This window comes from Acinetobacter sp. 802_lipA (assembly GCF_058242885.1).
The window spans coordinates 2167484-2183001 of record NZ_JBZAYP010000001.1; the positions used below are offsets into that span (position 1 = coordinate 2167484).

The following is a 15518-nucleotide window of genomic DNA, read 5'->3' on the forward strand; positions in this document are numbered from 1 at the left end:
TGATTAAATCGCGTCATCACTTTGCTGTTTGGCTCTAAAGGTAACCCCAACAGAGGCAATCATAATGCAAACCAGCGCCAACGTTTGCCACATGCTAATTTGTTCTTTCAGTAGTAACCAACCTGCCAAGGCTGCTAAAGCCGGTGACAAACTTGAAAGCGTCCCATAGCTGAGTTTACTTAAACGTTTCAACGCCATGAGGTCTAGAGCATAGGGAATGGTTGTGGCGAGTAGTGCAATCAATAAGGCTTTGGGCCAGTATTCCGTTTGCATTAGCGCTGTAGGGTTATGCGTGGCGCTAATGGGCAGTAGCACCAAGGCTGAGATCACAATAGCAATACTGAGGGCATGCATGCCGATATTTTGACGGACGACTTTTTGCCCAAAATAAATATACAGCGCCCAGCACGCACCCGCTGAAACCGCAAATGCAGCACCTAAGAAAGAGAAGTTGGTTGCATTCGCTTGATGCCACGGCACCATCAGTGCAATGCCTAAAATCGCTAATCCGACCCAGATATAATCACGACGTTGTTTAATCGAGAGTAGCGCTAAAGTTAAAGGACCTAAAAACTCTAAACCGACGGCAATACCTTGCGGCAGTTTACCCAGCGAAGCGTAGAATAAAATATTCATGAGGCATAAGGCTGCCGTGTAGCTGAGTAAATCTTTCCACTTTAAATGCGGTAGGCGTTTCATGATGCTCCATGAGCGGAACATCAGCACAATTAAAATTGCCGCAAAGCACAGTCTAAGGGTCACCACGGTTAGCGGGTCAAGGATGGCAATCAACTGCTTGGCAAAAGAAGCACTGATTTGATAGGACAGCATGGACAAGACCATGAACATCACTGCCATCAGTTGAGAATTAGGCATCATGCACACATCAGGTCATGGCGACCTGTTATTTTAAGAAGGTGGATTAGTATAACGATTCACAACCCAAGTTGGATGCTGAATAAGCTGATTTTTTGAAATGCAACGACATGAATTTAAAAGTAATCGATAGAGCCGTTGGATTTAAAAGCTAAATTCAAACTCTGGATTACATCGTTTAAACTGTAGCTTGGCGGTTTTTCTGAGCTGTATAGGTACAACCAATAGATGCCATGATAATCACGCTAAGTGCAAGCCACTGTGACCACAATAGTTGCTCGCCTAGAAAGACAAAACCAGATAGTGCTGCAATGGCAGGCTCAAGGCTCATGAGCGTTCCAAAACTTAGAGCGGTTAAATTGCGTAGCGCAATCATTTCCAAGCTAAAAGGCAAAGCGCTGGCTAAAACTGCTAAAGCCACGAAATAAATCAGGTTTGAGGGTTCAAACACATTTGTGGGTAAACCACTGAATAGGGCAAGCGGCATTAATATCAGCATGCCGACAAACATGCCCAAGCACACGGTATGGTTGCCCGAAACACCCGATGGGCGCTGCCCCGCCACGATATACAAGGCCCAACATGCACCTGCACCTAGGGCAAATGCGATCCCAAGAGGATCTAAAGGTTGAGCTGCTTGGTCGAAAGGAAAAAGTAAAACCAAGCCTAAAATAGACAGCCCGACCCAAACAAAGTCAAAGCGTTGTTTGGCATAAAACAGCGCAACACTGAGCGGGCCAATAAACTCAAACGACACTGCAATGCCGAGTGGCAGGCGAGCAATGGATAAATAAAACAATAGGTTCATACCTGCTAAAGCAAAACCATAGCTGAGAATGGCTTTATATTTGACTTGCTTAAAATCAACCTGCCAAATTTTAAACAGCACGGCCAAGATGATTGATCCCAACAGCAAGCGCATGGCGGAAACAGTTAAAATGGGAAATTGATCAAACAAAACTTTGGCCAGTGAACCACTACTTTGCAAGCTAAGCATTGCAATCAGCAATAAAAAGGTCGCTTGGAGGTGGGGAGTACTTTTTAGATTTGGCATTATTGGAATACTAGATAGGGAAGTGAATACTTGGAAAAAGTAGCGGAGAATGTGCTTGGGTCGCACATAAAATTTTGGTGGTGTATCAAAAAGTATGCTAAAAAAAAGCAGGTTGAATTTTGATAAAATAGAGAAATGCAAATAACTCTAGAAATCAAATGTCCAACCTGCCTCAGTGACAATATAAAGAAAAATGGCATCAAAGTAGATGGGAAACAGAACTACCAATGCAAAGACTGCAAACGTCAGTTTATTGGTGACCATGCTCTGAGCTATCTAGGATGTAATTCTGGCATTACTCGTAAAATATTACAGTTAATGGTCAGAGGCAGCGGTATACGAGATATCGCTGAAGTTGAGCGCATTAGTATCGGTAAAGTCTTACGGACTTTAACTGAATCGGCCTATCAAATTCAGCCTAAACAAAGTCATTATGAATCTCTCGAAGTAGATGAATTCTGGACTTTTGTTGGAAATAAAAATAATAAACAATGGCTTATTTACGCTTACCATCGAGAAACAGGTGAGATTGTTGCTTATGTTTGGGGTAAGAGAGATTTAGCTACAGTCCAAAGGTTGAAGACAAAGCTTAAACAATTAGGTATTCACTACACCCGAATTGCAAGTGATCATTGGGACAGTTTCATCACTGCTTTTAAAAACTGCAAGCAAAGTATTGGTAAGTTTTTTACTGTAGGAATTGAAGGTAATAATTGCAAAATAAGGCATCGAATAAGGCGTGGTTTTAGAAGAAGTTGTAATTTCTCCAAAAAGCTTGAAAACCATTTTAAAGCCTTCGACTTAACCTTCTTTTACATCAATAATGGCTTCATTTAATGTCAGCATACTTTTTAAAACACCACCAAAATTTTAACAAGTATTCAAAAATAAAAAAACCACAGCTTGGCAGCTGTGGTTTTTAAATAGAGTCGAATTAGAACAATACGCGAACGCGGATTGTGCCTTCAACGTCTTGTAGAGTATCTAAAGCTTCTTGAGATGCTGTTGCGTCTACATCCATCACCAAGTAACCAACATCACCTTTGGTCATGAGAGACTGACCAGAAATGTTGATGCCGTGTTCAGCAAACAAGTTGTTGATTTTTGACAACACGCCTGGCACGTTTTTGTGGATGTGAAGTAAACGGTGTTTGCCTTCGGTCAATGGTAACGCGATTTCTGGGAAGTTCACCGCAGATAAAGTCATGCCTTTATCTGAATAAGAAACGAATTTCTCAGCCACTTCTAAACCAATGTTCGCTTGAGCTTCCATAGTCGAACCACCCACGTGAGGGGTTAAGATCACGTTTGGAATATTACGTAGTGGAGAAATGAACTCTTCACCATTGGCTTTTGGTTCTTTCGGGAACACGTCAACCGCAGCACCAGCAACATGACCTGATTTCAAGGCATCTGCTAAGTCTTCAATCACGACACATGTACCACGTGCAGCATTGATGAAGATTGCACCTTCTTTCATTTGTGCAAATTTTTCTTTGGTCATGAAGTTACGTGTAGAAGGAACATCAGGTACATGCAAAGAAACGACATCAGCATTGGCTAAAAGTTCGTTTAAGCTACCGACTTGACGTGCATTACCTAATGGTAGTTTCGTTACTGTGTCGAAGTAGATCACTTTCATACCTAAGCTTTCAGCAAGGACAGAAAGTTGTGAACCGATTGAACCGTAACCGACAATCCCTAAAGTTTTACCACGAGTTTCGAACGAACCAACAGCTGACTTGTTCCAACCGCCTGCATGTGTATCTGTCGATTTTTCAGGGACACGGCGAAGAAGAAGAATAGCTTCAGCAAGTACAAGTTCAGCCACTGAACGTGTATTTGAGTATGGTGCGTTAAATACTGGAATACCACGAACCATCGCAGCATTTAAGTTCACTTGGTTGGTACCAATACAGAAACAACCAACAGCGATTAATTTATTCGCTGCTTCAAACACTTCTTCAGTGAGTTGTGTACGGGAACGAATACCAATGAAATGTGCATCTTTAATCGCTTCTTTCAACGCTTCACCTTCAAGCGCTGTTTTACGATAATCGATGTTGGTGTATCCGGCAGCATTTAGTGTGTCGATTGCGTTTTGGTGAACGCCTTCTAACAACAAGAAACGAATTTTATCTTTAGGAAGTGAAAGATGTTGGCTCATTACGGCTCCGCTACAAAGGCCAAATTTAGTGGCGATATAATAGCACGTACCGCGCCCGATATACATTTCCTTTATGCGGACTCTGCTGGGTATTTTTAGCCTCTATAGTGCGTAAAAAAGTCTTTTTGGTCTAATTAAACTAATCATTTCAAAGGTATCCTGAATAAAACAGCTTTTTCTGCGGGAAACAGAAAAAATGCCTTATAATATGACTCCGTGAAAATAAGCCAGTTGCACACTGCTGCTTAAATCCTCACGAACTGCCTGAGCCTTAGGGCATGGAAAGACTGAAATGAAGCGCTTTTCATGCAGAGAACCCTAGCGCCACAAACAACTTGTTTACTTCTTGCAAGGTCTGAAAACGATGAATGCTCCAGTCGCTTTAACCCCAGAGTTATTGACCCAATTGACAGCAATTGTAGGTGAAAACCGCATTAAAACCGATGCGGATAGCCTTGAAAATTGGGGACGCGATCATACCAAACATTTTGATCCAAACCCGTCAGTCATCGTTTTTCCATCGAGCACGGAACAAGTGCAAGCGGTTGTGAAACTTGCAAATGAGTTCAATGTTGCCATTACACCATCAGGTGGTCGTACTGGCTTATCTGCCGGTGCAGTCGCTGCCAATGGTGAAATTGTGGTAAGCATGGACAAGATGAACCAAATCTTGGAATTCTTCCCAGCAGACCGTATGGTTCGCGTCCAAGCAGGTGTGGTGACTGAACAGCTGCAAAACTATGCTGAAGAGCAAGGCATGTATTACCCAGTCGATTTTGCTTCTGCGGGCTCGAGTCAAATTGGTGGAAACATTGGCACCAATGCAGGCGGTATTAAAGTCATTAAATATGGCATGACGCGTAACTGGGTACTCGGTTTAACTGTAGTCACGGGTAAGGGTGATGTGCTGCGTTTGAACAAAGGCATGATCAAAAACGCAACCGGTTATGCACTACAACATTTATTCATTGGTGGTGAAGGGACACTAGGCTTAGTGACTGAAGCTGAAATCAAATTGGAACGCCAACCGCAAGACCTTCAAGTAATGGTATTGGGCGTGCCTGACTTTGATGCTGTAATGCCTGTACTTCATGCTTTCCAAGCAAAAATTGACCTGACTGCATTTGAGTTCTTTGGTGAACTGGCAATGCAAAAAGTGTTGGCACATGGTCATGTACAACGTCCATTCGAAACCGAATGTCCATTCTATGTATTGTTAGAATTTGAAGCGCCATTTGAGCCAATTATGGACAAGGCGATGGAAATTTTTGAGCACTGCATGGAACAAGGTTGGGTACTGGATGGCGTGTTGAGCCAAAGCCTCGATCAAGTGGAAAGCTTATGGCGTTTACGTGAAGACATTTCTGAGTCGATTGCTCCATTTACACCATACAAAAACGACATTTCAGTTTTGATTACCCACGTTCCTGCATTTATTAAAGAAATTGATGCGATTGTGGCAAGTAACTACCCAGACTTTGAAATCTGCTGGTTCGGTCATATTGGTGACGGTAATTTACACTTAAATATTTTAAAACCTGCTGACTTAAGCAAAGATGAGTTCTTTGCCAAATGTCAGGTGGTGAATAAATATGTCTTCGAAACTGTGAAAAAATACGACGGCTCAATTTCTGCGGAGCACGGTGTTGGTATGACCAAAAAGCCATACCTTGACTACACCCGTTCAGCAGAAGAAATTGAATATATGAAGGCATTGAAGCAAGTTTTCGATCCAAATGGCATTATGAACCCTGGTAAATTATTCGACCTTTAAGTTTGAATTGAGTTTTAAAAGCGCATCCATCGTGATGCGCTTTTTTTTATGGTTGAAGGGACTGAATTACATTTACTAAATAGTGTAATAGGCTTAAAAAAGGCATGATAGATTGATAAATAATAAATTTTGGGTGGGATTTATGTTGCGTCTTATTTTAGCTTCAGCCGTATGTGTGGGACTTTTGTCAGGTTGTGCGACGACCAAAGAGTTAGTGAATAAAGTCGGTTCGTCAGATACGCCGTTGGCTCAGGTACTTAAAGAGCGTCCAGATTTGCGTAATGAGTTGGCTACGGTTGAAATCCGTCAATACTTTAATACAGTGGAGTCACCGACCGCGGCAGAAGTCAAAGTGACTGAAACAGGGTTGTTAGATGATTCGGTAAAGTCGGTGCGTACCGTGTATAACTTTAAGTTGGTCGATGGCGACTGGGAAAAAACTGCGACGAAAACCTCTTACCAATGTGCGCGCGGTAAAAATACCAAGAACTTCCAAACAGCGAAGTGTTCATAATAAATCTTTGATTTATGGTTGAACTTTAGACAATTTTGCCTCATAAAAAGCGTATCGGTTGATGCGTTTTTTTGCTTTTTGGGGTTTTATAAAAATGAATATTTTGATTGTTGGGAACGGTTTTGATTTGTCGCACTATTTGCCGACGAAGTACGACCATTTTATGGTCGCAATGGAAGCAATAGAAAATTGGGATGTGTTAAAAGGTGACATGAATTTTGATGATCTGTTTGGTGCTTTATATGAGAAAGAAAGCTATTTTTTTGATAAAACAAAAGTAATCTATAAGACTGAAAAGGCTTTGTTGCATAAATATGTAAGCATCTGATTTAAATAAATTTAATTTTGGATCAAAAAATAATCAAAACTTTTAAAATCATATAGTTATGAAATCTTTGTGCAACAAAGCCCCGTGTTGGATGTTCAGCTTACAGCGGGTACGAAAACAGTTTTACCTGTATCGGAAGGTGAGACGACACTGCTGTATATCCGTAGTGGTCGTCTTCAGCTCAATAGCGGAGAAATGATAGAAGCACAGCAGATGGCAGTCATGTCTAATCATGGTGAGCATCTCGAAATACAAGCGGTACAAGACAGCGCTTTTTTATTACTCAGTGGGCAGCCTTTAAATGAACCGATTTATGGACGCGGTTATTTTGTCATGAACACCTTCAACGAAGTTTTACAGGCGTATGAGGACTTAAAACAAGGGCATTTTATTGCGCCTAATACAAAACCAAATGCGACAGATGAAACTTAAAAAAGTAACAATACAAACAGATGCAACACTGCTAAAATAGCTTAACTGAGCTTTGTCAGTGTCACCGCTCAGTCTATTTTAATAACACCTTTTCTAAAAACGCTTTGTGAATACAGCGTAAAACCAGTGTGCATTTCTCGCACCCATACATTTTTTATTCAATTTTACAGTGCTTGCCATTGGGCTTAGTCGTCTCTCCCTCTAACTGACTTTGCTCAGGCTTGTACGCATTTTATATGTAGATAACAATGCAAAACGTACAAACTTTAAAGTTAAGCCGTGCCACATTGATGTTTCCTTTGACATTGGTTTTATTCGAATTTTCGGTCTATATCGGTAACGATTTAGTCCAGCCTGCTATGCTCGCGATTACCCAAGACTTTGGAGTAAGCAGTGCGTGGGCACCATCCTCTATGTCCTTTTACTTACTGGGCGGTGCTTGTGTCGCGTGGCTGCTTGGACCACTCTCAGACCGTTTAGGCCGTAAAAAAGTGTTGCTTGCAGGTGTGGCATTTTTTGTGCTGACTTGCCTCGCGATTTTACTCACTCAAAATATTGAGTCTTTTTTGGCGCTCCGCTTTTTACAAGGCGTGGGACTATCGATGATTTCTGCTGTGGGTTATGCCGCAGTACAGGAAAGTTTTGAAGAGCGTGATGCCATTAAAGTCATGGCACTCATGGCCAATATTTCTCTGCTGGCACCGCTGCTTGGCCCTGTAGTGGGCGCGTTTATGATTGACCATGTGTCATGGCATTGGGGCTTTATTGGCATCGCCTTTTTGGCTTTTTTAAGTTGGTTTGGTTTAAAAGCCAAAATGCCTGCGACACAACAGCGTCATTCTAAAAAGCCGCTGCGCTATATTTGGGATGACTATAAAACGGTCTATAAAAATAAGACCTTTTTGGCGCTCACCTTTGGCCTACCGATGGTCGCGATGCCTTTGATGCTGTGGATTGCGCTGTCGCCTGTGATCTTGGTAGAAGAACTTGGCTTGAGCAGTATGCAATATGGCTTGGCACAGTTCCCCGTCTTGGGCGGTCTCATTCTGGGCAACATTGTATTGATTAAAGTCATCGACAAAATGGCACTCGGTAAAACTGTGTTACTCGGTTTGCCTTTAATGTTCGTCGGTACGCTGTTGGTGGTGCTCGGCACCATTTTCCAAAGCTATTTCTTGCCGTTACTGATTGTGGGGATGACTTTGGTGAGCTTTGGCGAAGGTATCAGTTTTTCGGTGTTATATCGCTTTGCGTTGATGTCATCGGAGGTGTCCAAAGGGACGGTTGCCGCAGCCGTTTCGGTACTGATGATGTTTACGTTTTTCTTCGTGATTGAACTGGTGCGTATGGCTTATGTGGCATTTGGTCTTTGGGCCTACAGTTTGGTCTGCCTCAGTTTAATTGCGTTGTGGTTTAGCTTTCCACGTGCGACCGTGAAAAAAGTGATGCAAAAACGTCTTGAGAGTGGTGTTTACTAAGATTTTATTCGCTGAATTCAGCTAAGTTCACATTATAAAAAAAGCGCGCATTCATTTGAATGGGCGCTTTTTTATTACTGCTTTAAAAAATCCTTTTTAAAGCCAGTTTTTTTAAACTTAGGCTTCAGCTTGCTCTGGTTCCAATTTTTTAATTTTGGCATCAAACACAAAAGGCCCAAAAGGTAAGATTGAAGCGATCAAACCTAAAATAAACATCTTCAAAGACCATTTTTGTTTTTCACAGACCACAAACAGCACGATGAGAAACAAGATAAATAATACGCCATGCCCCATACCCACGTATTTGACTAGGATCGGGTTATCAAAGATGTATTTCATTGGCATCGCAACGAATAACAACAGTAAAAAAGAAATCCCTTCTAAAAATCCTACAACACGTAATGTCTGAATGTTCATGGTCAAAAAATCTATGAGAATGAAGCTCGAGTGTACGCAAGAACCAGATAAAAATGAACCACAATACACCCGTACATCATGACGCTTTTAAAGATCTTCGTTGTATCGTCCGTTTTATTTAATGTCTCGGGCCAGCAGTTCAGTTTTTAACTTCAGCAATTCGGGCAGAGTTTCCAGTAGTAGACTGATTTGTTTGAGGACCAAGTGTAAATTCGGACTCATTGTTTCTTGCGCATTTAGGCTTTTAATCTCTGCCAGTTTTTGCTGGATGTCGAGTTCAGCTAATGCCTGCTGATGGAGCAGTACATGATTCAGCGTATTTTGACACCACAGCATCAGTTCCAACACTTGCGTATCCTGCACCAAATCTCGGTGACTTCCCAAAGCAGAAATATAACTGAGTTGACTGTGGCTATATACCAAGTAGCGAAAAGCATGATGTACCAGTTCTGGGTTGGGATTGGGCTCGGTACTGAGACTGGAGATCATGTTCGCCAGTTCGGTTTGGGCATTATGCGCAGTACGACGCGCACTGCGGTAAGCCAGACTATTATTTTTACCGTGTTGATATTGCTCACAGATGGCATTGAAATAGTTGAGGGTTGCATCGGATGCTTTTTTAATGGTGTTGGAAATATTGCGGAAGTCCCAATCCGGCCAAATAAAACTCACTGCGAACCAAGCAATGGCACAACCAATGAGGGTGTCTATAATTCGCGGTAAAATAATGGCATAACCTGCACCTTTTAAATTAAAAATCAGCAGCACCATGAGTGTTGCCATAAGGGTCGCCATGGCATATTTCTTGGAACTGAGATAGAAAAAGCACACGCCAAAAATAATGGTTAGTAGCAGTTGTCCTTCAATACTTGGGACGAAATACAGCAGTGGAACCCCTAAGACAACGCCCAAAATAGTGCCCAAGGTTCGCATTTTTAAGCGGCTTTTGGTGGCGAAATAACGCATTTGGCAAACAAATAAACTGGTGAGCAAAATCCAATAGCCATGTTGCGCAAAGGGTAGCAGTGAGATGCCATAACCTACAGTAAAGACAAAGGCGATACGCACCGCATGGCGAAACAGTGCGGATTGGGGGGTGAGATGTTGACTGAGTTTGAGCCACAGATCATGCCAATCATGGATATCATCATCATATAAATTGAGGTTATCAATATGCTGTTGATAACGCTGTTCTTGGCGCGATTGTAGTTCGTTGAGGTGCTGAAAACGTTCATGCACACTGTCCAAATTATTTAAAATCAGTTGTAGATTTTTGACTTCAATATTGTGTGGATGATCTCGAATCCAGTCCTGCATGGAACTGTGTAAATTCAGCAACGCCTGAGTGGTCGTTGGATCTGATACATAGGTTTGATTGTTCAAAATACACCGTGCCAAAGCCTGACAGGCAAGGGCTTGCAGTCGAATATTTTTTTGAATACGAAAAATGAGATCAGTTCGGCTAAAGTTTTGATGTAACTGCTCATAGTGCAAATAATTAGAGCTGGCTTGTTCATGAATGTCTTGAACGAGAAAATAGAGGTTGAGCCAATAAATTATATTTTGGTTGGCGCGAGATGCTTTTAGTCGCGTCAGTAGTGAGCTTTTGGTGTGGTTAAAACTTTGTACCACAGTACTGTTTTGTAAGGATAAATCATAGAGCAGCGCTTCTACATTGTCTCGATTGTCTGGGTCGAATAGACGTGCTTTTGCGTTGAGCAAATCGGCGACTTGATTAAAACAGCGGGCTAAGTTGTCCTGAACGGCCAAGGTGGGTTTAAGAATATAAAACACAATGGCGGTACAGCCATACCACAATGCTCCCAAGACAAAACAACTGGGTTGAAAGTACCAAACCGAATATTCACCTAGGCCAAACATGCTGTATAGGGAAAGTAGAATGGTGCCAAAGCTCATCGCTGCATAGCGTTGCCCCAGTGCCCCCAGTAAAATAAAACAAGCACTAGACAGTGATAAATATAAGATGAAGAAGAATTTATAAGGATGCAAAAAATCTAAGATGCTACTGACGCTAAAGAACAAGACACAGACATAGGCAAGGTTTCTGAGACGAATACTGAGCCGATCGTCGAAGTCGGTCAGGGCTGTTGCAATTGCACCTAATGTGGTCGGAACGATGAGCTGTTGCAGTCCTAAGAAATATAAACCTAAGGTTGTACCACTCAGCACAATCAAAATTTGCAAGCAATACATAAAAATTGCATTGGACTGAAAGGACTGAAACCACTGACGAAGATTGTTCACGATGTAATAGTCTAGGCTTAGTTTTATTTTAGTTTTAGCCTGAACTTTTTTCAGGGCACTGTCAATTTAATGCTGTGGTCCATCACATCAGAAATTCACCTATGACAATAAAAATGCAGCGGAACATGACTCCGCTGCATTGTGTGTATAAGTCGAAACTTATCCACAGATACGAGGTCAGAACACTACTTTATTCACAGTGCACGGGGCGATAGAGTTACTTAATCACGCCACAGGCGATACGGTCACCGCCACCGCCAAGTGGTTTAGGGGTATCTGAATAGTTATCACCACCTGCATGTACCATTACGGCTAAGCCTTCAACGTCGGCTAAACTTAAGCGAGGAGCGAGTAAATTGACTTTTGCATTACCTGCTGAGTCGACATTCAAGATTGGTAAATCACCCATATGGCCATTGAGTGGTGTGCCGTGGTTTGGCGCTTTTTCTGGGTTAAAGTGTCCCCCAGCGGCTAAAGCAGCCACAGGTTTTCCTTCTTTTTCAGCTACATCACACGAACCTTTTTCATGGATATGAAAACCGTGTGGGCCGGGTGGAAGTTGAGTCAAATTGGTTTGAATCGCCAAACCAACAGGGCTATCAATAAAACGAATGGTGCCAATTTTTTGTCCCACACCTGCAGTTGAAACGGCGTGTACATCGACATCTTTAACCATCGTATTGGTTTCAGTGGGAGTAGTGGTGCATGCCACAGTCCCTAAACCGATTAAAGTCACAAGTGCGCTTAGTTTGAAAGCAGAAGACAACATGTTGGATCCTTTTTTCCTTAAAATTCAGAACCATTCAAACAAAGGCAGGGCTTCGGTTCAATGTTGTCCGTACAGCGTTTTTGTATCTGACATAAAAAAACGCATACTTTAGAGGAAAGCATGCGCTCAAGTCATTTCACTGAACTTATTTTTTGGGCGTATCTAAAGGCTCTTCAGGTGGATCATAAGCCAATGTCGCTTTCGGCATCATTAGGGGGTCATGGACTTGTTCATGTAGCCATTCTCGCCAAATGGCTAACAGTACCGCTAGAATCACGGGGCCGACAAATAAGCCGACCATACCAAAGCTGGCTAAACCACCCAATACACCAAACATGATCAGTAAGAATGGAATTTGCGTTGCACCTGAGATCACCAATGGGCGAATCACATTGTCTGCTGTGCTGACCACACAAACCCCCCACACCATCACTCCAATCGCTTCAATAGTCTGCCCTTGAGAGAATAACCATAAAGACACGGCGCTATATGCCACAGGTGGGCCAAAAGGAATGAGTGCAAAGATAAAGGTTACAATGGTCAGTACCATTGGGTTTGGGACACCAGCAACAAAATAGCTCAGGCCTGCCAAGAGTGCTTGCGCAATTGCAGTCAGGCCAACTCCATAGACCACAGCACGCGTGGTTTCGGAAATGGTGTCTAAATAGTGGTGGATACGTGGGCCAATCACCATTTCTAGCGCTTTACTGACCTGATTTAAAATGGTTTGTCCGTCACGATAGAAGAAGAATAACGACATCACCGCAAAACAGAGTTTAAAAATATTCTTACTGATTTCACTCAGCACCAAACGACCATAATTTAAGTGGCTTTGAAACCAGCCCGAGACATTTTGTACAATACTGTTCGGATCGGTGTTGATTTCTTTTAAAGTACGGGTGACTTCTTTGCCAATAATGGGCAAGTCCCGAATAAATTGCGGAACATCTAAATGACCTGAGAACACTTGTCTTTGCAGTTCATAAAATAGATTACGACCTTCATGCTGCAGCATAAAGATGGCAAAGGTCAGCGGGATACCGACAACTAACACCACCATACTGATCATGATAGTGGCACTTAAGGTTGGACGTGGTCCACAGAGTTTCTGCACTGAGTGATATAAAGGCCATGTGATGTAGGCAATAATCGCAGCCCAAAGCACAGGTACAATAAAGTATTTCAGGACTTGAAAGCTCAAATAGAACAGAATAAAAATCAGTCCAAATAACAATACTTTTTGTAAGGCTGGTGCGTATCGTTGCACGGTATTCACTGCTATATCTCTAAGGTCAAAGTCATATTAACTGAAAAAAATGCGCACGAGAACGTACCCTTGGTAAGTTCTCGTGAATAACCGACTATAAATAGGGAATAGCCCCGTTTTATCTATAGCAAAATATTTTAGAACCAAGCACTTGGATCATCGACAATGGCGTTGAGTAGCGGTTGCCATTGGCTTTGAATGGAGAGGTAATTCTTTTGTGTTTTATCAAATACGCTTAAACCTTGCATTGCCAACTGACCATATGCAGTACGTTCTGAAATCCACGCTACAGGTTGCTGTTCAATTTTCGCAAAAAAATCTTGGATGTCTTTGGCACTGGCGCTGTTGGCTTTGACACGATTGGCCAAAAGCAAAATTTGCACTTTGCCTTTACGAATGCGTTTAATGTCTTGTAAATGCTTTAAAAAACGACGGGTACTGTCAATATCAAAAAACGAGGGTTGCAGTGGGGTCACAATCGCGTGCGCCTCACTGACCAGTTGTTCGGCATGCTCACCAGACAGTGCACCTGGTGCATCGATAATTAAATATTCAATATTTTTAGGCACTTCACCAATCGATTTCTCATGGCGCCAATCTAAACTTTGAATATGCGCCACTTGCTCTGGACGCTGTTTTAACCACTGACGAGCAGATTTTTGATTATCGGCATCGGCCAAAGCCACTTTATAACCTTTTTGTGCGAGTGCCGAAGCTAAATTGATTGCGGTTATCGTTTTGCCACAGCCACCTTTTTGGTTGGCGATTAATATCGTTTTCATGACCTTAAATGATTTTATTCTGCTCACCCCTAGCATATCATTCTTTTGTGTGTCGCATATGACACCAAACCAAAGTTGTAAGTTTAAATCTTGCTACCTGTAGCACAAAATTAGGAAAGAACCATGTCCATATGGATGGCAATGTTGATCGGTGCAGCAATTGGTGTGGTATTGACCACCCTTATTTTAAGTCACAGCCGAAATGGACGCATCAAAGCAGAATATGAGCGCTACATTGCCGAATTAGAACTAGAGCATCAGCAGGCTTTGGCTCAAGCACAAAAGCGCAGTGTCAATACCAGTCGTGCAGTGCTCAAAGGTAAAATGGCGGAGCAACTGGCACCGATTATGCCGCAGTTTGAATACTTACCCAGTGATGCCAAGTTTTTGGGTGATCCTGTCGACTATGTGGTCTTTGATGGTTATACCGACCTACGAGATGGTGAAGGGCGACCAGAGGATATTGAAATTGTTCTCATTGATATTAAAAGCGGTGGGGCGAGGTTAACCAAAGGACAAGTTGCCATTGCGCAAGCGATTCAAGCAGGGCGGGTTCGTTTTGAAACGGTCCGCATCGACTTCGATACGATCGAATAAGCTTGATAATGTCTACCCATGAAAGTATCTTGCTTGATATAGAACAGATACCTTCTACATGACTATCATGACCCATCGCTTGAGTGTGGCTTTTGAGCACGTGCAAAAAACATCAATTGTCCGAGTTTAGGAATACCTTCGGCATAAAAGTAGTGTTGTTCTATCAAATTAAAACCTGCTGCTTTTAAGGCCTGTTCAATGTTTCGATTGAGATGGCAACCATCGGCTAAACGCTTTTGCACAGGTGTGAGTAAGTGTTGTAGACGTTGAATATAAAGGTTATTTGTATTTAATACATGTTCGACTACATGTAAGGTGCCACCCGGTTTGAGCACGCGTAATATTTCCGCCAAAGCCAGTTCTAGCTCAGCAATACTACACAGAGTCCATGTACTGACCACATGCTCAAGGGTCTGGTCAGCAAAAGGCAGCTTTTCCGCACGGGCTTGTACATGATGCACTTCAAATGCTGCTGTTTGTACCCGCTCTAAAGCCAAATGATAAATTTCAGGACTGGGTTCAAGGGCAAAGACAGTATCGACATTTTGATAAAAGGGTAGATTCAGTCCTGTACCAAAACCAATTTCCAATACCCCTCCCTGAATTGGCAAAAGCAGTTCGCGGCGCTTGTCCATTAAGCTTGGTACTTGCATGACCTGATTCAGGACATGCGGAAAGATGTGCTGTTGATAGTATTTATAAAGCATGATTGTTTTTTGGGGCTCTGTTCTTCAGCTCTAGCCTAACTGAAAAGTGCTGTGGCTAAAAGTAGACTGCATAATTCGTTCACAATGTTAC

The 15518-nt window shown here is 42.3% G+C and carries 15 protein-coding genes and 1 pseudogene; 7 read left to right on the forward strand and 9 right to left on the reverse strand.

Going from position 1 to position 15518, the window contains the following annotated elements; translation table 11 throughout:
* Positions 1-3: 3 nt before the first annotated feature.
* Complete coding sequence (locus AC4CU3_RS10605) at positions 4-876, reverse strand: EamA family transporter (protein ID WP_005401327.1); 873 nt, start codon at positions 874-876, stop codon at positions 4-6.
* A gap of 178 nt (positions 877-1054) precedes the next feature.
* Complete coding sequence (locus tag AC4CU3_RS10610; RefSeq protein ID WP_279045197.1) at positions 1055-1930, reverse strand: EamA family transporter; 876 nt, start codon at positions 1928-1930, stop codon at positions 1055-1057.
* A 135-nt stretch (positions 1931-2065) separates the two neighbouring features.
* Between AC4CU3_RS10610 and AC4CU3_RS10615 the strand changes: the two genes are divergently transcribed.
* Positions 2066-2767 carry an IS1 family transposase gene (locus AC4CU3_RS10615; protein ID WP_004693132.1) on the forward strand — a complete coding sequence of 234 codons (702 nt, stop codon included), beginning with the start codon at positions 2066-2068 and terminating at the stop codon, positions 2765-2767.
* Positions 2768-2864: 97 nt separating this feature from the next.
* Here AC4CU3_RS10615 and serA read toward each other — a convergent pair whose 3' ends face one another.
* On the reverse strand, positions 2865-4097 hold the full coding sequence (gene serA, locus AC4CU3_RS10620) for a phosphoglycerate dehydrogenase (RefSeq protein WP_004691438.1): 1233 nt from the start codon (positions 4095-4097) through the stop codon (positions 2865-2867).
* Between the two features lie 364 nt (positions 4098-4461).
* On the opposite strand from serA, the gene AC4CU3_RS10625 reads away from it, so the two are divergent.
* The 5 genes and pseudogenes from AC4CU3_RS10625 to craA all read left to right on the forward strand — a co-directional run bounded on the left by AC4CU3_RS10625 (position 4462) and on the right by craA (position 8623).
* Positions 4462-5871 (forward strand): FAD-binding oxidoreductase, encoded by a 1410-nt coding sequence (locus AC4CU3_RS10625; RefSeq protein ID WP_004978025.1) that lies wholly within the window; start codon positions 4462-4464, stop codon positions 5869-5871.
* A gap of 142 nt (positions 5872-6013) precedes the next feature.
* On the forward strand, positions 6014-6385 hold the full coding sequence (locus AC4CU3_RS10630; RefSeq protein ID WP_004978014.1) for a hypothetical protein: 372 nt from the start codon (positions 6014-6016) through the stop codon (positions 6383-6385).
* A 94-nt stretch (positions 6386-6479) separates the two neighbouring features.
* Positions 6480-6683 (forward strand): annotated as a pseudogene (locus AC4CU3_RS10635) (hypothetical protein); the annotation flags it as partial.
* A gap of 99 nt (positions 6684-6782) precedes the next feature.
* Entirely contained in the window at positions 6783-7145 is a 363-nt protein-coding gene (locus AC4CU3_RS10640; protein ID WP_005401324.1) for a pirin-like C-terminal cupin domain-containing protein, read from the forward strand.
* Between the two features lie 248 nt (positions 7146-7393).
* Positions 7394-8623: a chloramphenicol efflux MFS transporter CraA gene (gene craA / locus AC4CU3_RS10645; RefSeq protein WP_010327630.1), complete on the forward strand. Its 1230-nt coding sequence runs from the start codon at positions 7394-7396 to the stop codon at positions 8621-8623.
* 117 nt (positions 8624-8740) lie between these two features.
* On the opposite strand, the gene AC4CU3_RS10650 is transcribed toward craA, so the two are convergent.
* The 5 genes from AC4CU3_RS10650 to AC4CU3_RS10670 form a co-directional block, all read right to left on the reverse strand.
* Positions 8741-9040: a DUF3817 domain-containing protein gene (locus AC4CU3_RS10650; RefSeq protein WP_004977999.1), complete on the reverse strand. Its 300-nt coding sequence runs from the start codon at positions 9038-9040 to the stop codon at positions 8741-8743.
* A gap of 114 nt (positions 9041-9154) precedes the next feature.
* Positions 9155-11305 (reverse strand): YccS family putative transporter, encoded by a 2151-nt coding sequence (gene yccS, locus AC4CU3_RS10655; RefSeq protein WP_005401321.1) that lies wholly within the window; start codon positions 11303-11305, stop codon positions 9155-9157.
* A 217-nt stretch (positions 11306-11522) separates the two neighbouring features.
* The gene (sodC, locus tag AC4CU3_RS10660) at positions 11523-12074 is read right to left on the reverse strand and encodes a superoxide dismutase family protein (RefSeq protein ID WP_005401320.1); all 552 of its coding nucleotides are present in this window, start codon (positions 12072-12074) and stop codon (positions 11523-11525) included.
* Positions 12075-12219: 145 nt separating this feature from the next.
* Entirely contained in the window at positions 12220-13341 is a 1122-nt protein-coding gene (locus tag AC4CU3_RS10665) for an AI-2E family transporter (protein WP_005401319.1), read from the reverse strand.
* Between the two features lie 137 nt (positions 13342-13478).
* A complete protein-coding gene (locus AC4CU3_RS10670; RefSeq protein WP_004977991.1) occupies positions 13479-14123 on the reverse strand; it encodes a ParA family protein in 645 nt (214 codons plus the stop codon).
* 123 nt (positions 14124-14246) lie between these two features.
* Here AC4CU3_RS10670 and AC4CU3_RS10675 point away from each other — a divergent pair, with 123 nt between their 5' ends.
* A complete protein-coding gene (locus AC4CU3_RS10675) occupies positions 14247-14720 on the forward strand; it encodes a Holliday junction resolvase-like protein (protein ID WP_005401318.1) in 474 nt (157 codons plus the stop codon).
* Between the two features lie 65 nt (positions 14721-14785).
* Here the strand turns inward: AC4CU3_RS10675 and AC4CU3_RS10680 are convergent, their stop codons facing one another.
* Positions 14786-15427 (reverse strand): class I SAM-dependent methyltransferase, encoded by a 642-nt coding sequence (locus AC4CU3_RS10680; protein WP_005401317.1) that lies wholly within the window; start codon positions 15425-15427, stop codon positions 14786-14788.
* Positions 15428-15518: the final 91 nt, after the last annotated feature.